4 protein-coding genes are annotated in these 3,112 nt (G+C 33.2%); 1 reads left to right on the forward strand and 3 read right to left on the reverse strand.

Annotation, left to right across the window (positions count from 1 at the left end; all coding sequences use genetic code 11):
• From LLA01S_RS12770 to LLA01S_RS11795, 3 genes are all read right to left on the reverse strand, one after another.
• A partial coding sequence (locus LLA01S_RS12770) for a hypothetical protein (protein ID WP_061778360.1) occupies positions 1–337 on the reverse strand: 337 nt, incomplete at its 3' end.
• A gap of 131 nt (positions 338–468) precedes the next feature.
• Entirely contained in the window at positions 469–870 is a 402-nt protein-coding gene (locus LLA01S_RS11790) for a hypothetical protein (protein WP_011675965.1), read from the reverse strand.
• Between the two features lie 463 nt (positions 871–1,333).
• Positions 1,334–2,659, reverse strand: a complete 1,326-nt coding sequence (locus tag LLA01S_RS11795; protein ID WP_061778361.1) for a DUF805 domain-containing protein — start codon at positions 2,657–2,659, stop codon at positions 1,334–1,336.
• Between the two features lie 247 nt (positions 2,660–2,906).
• Between LLA01S_RS11795 and LLA01S_RS11800 the strand changes: the two genes are divergently transcribed.
• Positions 2,907–3,112: helix-turn-helix domain-containing protein (locus LLA01S_RS11800; RefSeq protein ID WP_155719852.1), on the forward strand; the 206-nt coding region annotated here is incomplete at its 3' end.

A 3,112-nucleotide genomic window follows, 5' to 3' on the forward strand; every position in this document is an offset into this window, starting at 1 on the left:
TAAGGATAATAACAATACTTAATCCCAAAGTTAAAACAGATAGCCAGTAATTGCTATTGTGCCAACTTTTTCTATAATGTACGACAAGATAAAAAGAAATCGCAATTAGCAGATAAGGAATCACTAAATAAAAAATTAAAAGAAGGATGATTAAATTTGTCAGTAAATACTGTGAAAAATATATGCCGAGCATACTAAGGATATAGAGAAGACCAGTAATTCGGAAGTAAATTTTAAAACGCCCTCGATAAACCGTAAAGTCAAATTTATTTAGAAGACAAGACAAAAGCAACAAAAGTAAAATTAAAAGATAAAGAAAAATTTCAAGCACAATCATTTTCTTACTACCTTTCTATCAGAAACATTTGATGGTAGCGCAGATATTTTTTGAAGTGCACTACATACTCCATTTCCGCTTTTAAAATTTCGTTTCATTATTTAATTATTTCTCATTTCGTGTACAAAAAATCACAATGAACCAACAAACCAAAAGAAACCATCCATAATTAATAACAAATTGACAAATCCATTGATAGCAACCAGAATATAACCCAGATGCTTGCGCTCATGAAAATATCTTTTCAAAATAGCAATCGCATTCCAAAGAAATAAAATGGGGGCACACAGATAAAATAAAATTAGAATTGCCATCAAATAATCTGTCAAGGTCATAGAATTAGACGCATTTCCAGTTAAAGAAACATAATTTGCTAGAAAAGTCACTGCATATACAGCCCCACCTATCTTGAAAAGTCTTTGATAAAATTTTGCCTGGTCTCCGGTAAAATTATAATTTGTGAAGAAATATAAAAGAATAAGAATAATTGGTAAAACAAAAGCGGCATAATAAACAATATCGTCAACCATCATGGCTGAACCTCCAATCCAAAATCATACAATCTCATCTAAATCAATACTATATTTAATCACTTCTTCAGTAAGTCAAATTAACATCACATATTATAAAAAGTAGTTAAATTATAAATTATCCAAATCAAATTTATAAGACAAGGAACAAAGAGCAGGAGAGTAAAACGATAGCTCTTCTCTCTTTTACTTGCTCTGTATTTTACTGTCAAATAAGAAAGAAAGATGAAAAAGATAACCGGAGTAAACATCAACCAACGCGATAATCCTGATAATATTTCCCAACGGGTATTTCCGATTGAAAGAGTCCCCAAATAAGAGGATAAGAAATAAAGAATAGAGATAACGCGAAAGACGTATTTGACAATATTTTGCGTTATTTTCTCCTCGACATAGCTAAAATTTGATAGAAAACTAAAGATAATGTAGGGTAAATAGATAAAAATGAGGGGGATTACTAAGTCAATCATTTTGCAACGCCTCCAAAAATAGACATATGATGATAAGTTCGAGGCATTTTTTGTATTGTGCTACAAGCTCCTGAATTAGGTTTACAAAAAGGATTTTTTGTACTATCTTTCTTACAAGTAGCTAAATAAAGAGGAATATTTGTCACAACATTTTGACAGTCACTTCCCATAAAATCAATCCAAAATCTTGGATCTGCTTTATTATGATGAATATTATCCGTCCCAAAAGCATTAAAATCATTGCAGCCCACTTTTTCTCCAACTCTATATTTTCTTACCACGCCATTGCTAAGAAGATTAAAAGATAATGGAGTGAGTTTAATAGTTGAAGTGTCCTGATTTTGTGGACTAACATCTTCGGGCATTGAATTACCGTTAACCATATCCATTTGATTGACCACTTCATTAACATCTATTGTTTGATTTACTATTACAGTTTTTGTTTTAGCGAATGGAGTTCGTATTTTTACAGAATCACTATTTTTTCCATCAATATTACTTCGAATAGTAGGAGCACTTGCAGAATCAGATGCTGTGATATTAGTTACTATATTCGAGGTAACTTTAGCAATCACTTTACCGTTTACATCCGTTTGATAGGTTTGATTATCAATGACAAACTGCTGATTAGCCGAATAAATTTGTTTTATAAGGTTCTCTCCACTTTCGGATAATTTCCAACCATTTTCCTTGTATGCTGAGATTACTTCTTGTTTGCTTTCTGAAGTAAGACCAGAAAGAGAAATTTTTGCATCCGAATTTGTCTTGATAACTAGATTTGTCTGTGGCAACCCTTGCACGATATGCTCCGCCTTAGCCGGTAAGTTGACCACACTAAATCCCACAAGGGCAATCAGTCCAATAGCAATAATCAATGAGCCCTGACTTTGAGAACGAGAACTTATACGCCCCTTCTTTGAGGGCATGAGATCTAGTCCAAGAAAAGCCAAAAACAAAATATCTGAAACTATCTCGGCCGGAAAATTATTAAATCCTCCCAAAATACTACTAACTGGAGAAAGGAGCCAAATCCATGGACTTAACCCTGTGTCTCGAACGCGCCTAATACCAAGATTTGATGTTGGAATGAGCGTCGCTAACGACCACAAAATAAGCAAACTTCCGAAAATATAAGTCGCAACATTGAAACCCTCAAAGTCAAACGACAAAACGACTGTGGCCCCTGTTGTAACTATATATAACAAGATGAGTGTGAGCGCAATGGCTAGATTCATAATAAAAACCCACCAAAAACTCTTACGTGTCGTACGCCCCGACCAATTAAAATATTGTTTCCAATATTCGATGTAGACTTGAATCATAATGATTGCCTTTGTTTGTAGCAATAAGTATCTTACACTTTTGTTAAGCAAACGCTCTCTTTAGTTTGATAAGTTTATTATAACTCTATTAATTTCCATTGCAAACTTATTTTACAAAATAATTTCATTTTGGTGTATTTTATAACATCACAGATATATTATATAGAATAAATAAAAAAGAAGCGGGATTATGTAGTGACCCCCAAAATATAGACTTTTCAAATCTATATTTCGGAGGTCTTTTCTTATGGTCAAATATTCCATAGAATTAAAACAACGCGTTATTCAAGATTATTTATCTGGCAAGGGAGGCTCTACCTATCTTGCTAAACTGCACAACGTAGGTTCATCTAGTCAGGTTAGACGCTGGATTCGCAATTATCGAGCAGAGGGACTTCCTACAGCTCACTCCAAAGTCAATAAAAATTATTCTATGGAGTTGAAAGAAAATGA

The organism is Lactococcus cremoris subsp. cremoris NBRC 100676, from assembly GCF_001591705.1.
GTDB lineage: Bacteria > Bacillota > Bacilli > Lactobacillales > Streptococcaceae > Lactococcus > Lactococcus cremoris.

Bases quoted from the DNA above. Each gene is read 5' to 3' on its own strand.
- LLA01S_RS11795 (WP_061778361.1), bottom strand. From the start codon at position 2,659: ATGATTCAAGTCTACATCGAATATTGGAAACAATATTTTAATTGGTCG.
- LLA01S_RS11790 (WP_011675965.1), bottom strand. From the start codon at position 870: ATGATGGTTGACGATATTGTTTATTATGCCGCTTTTGTTTTACCAATT.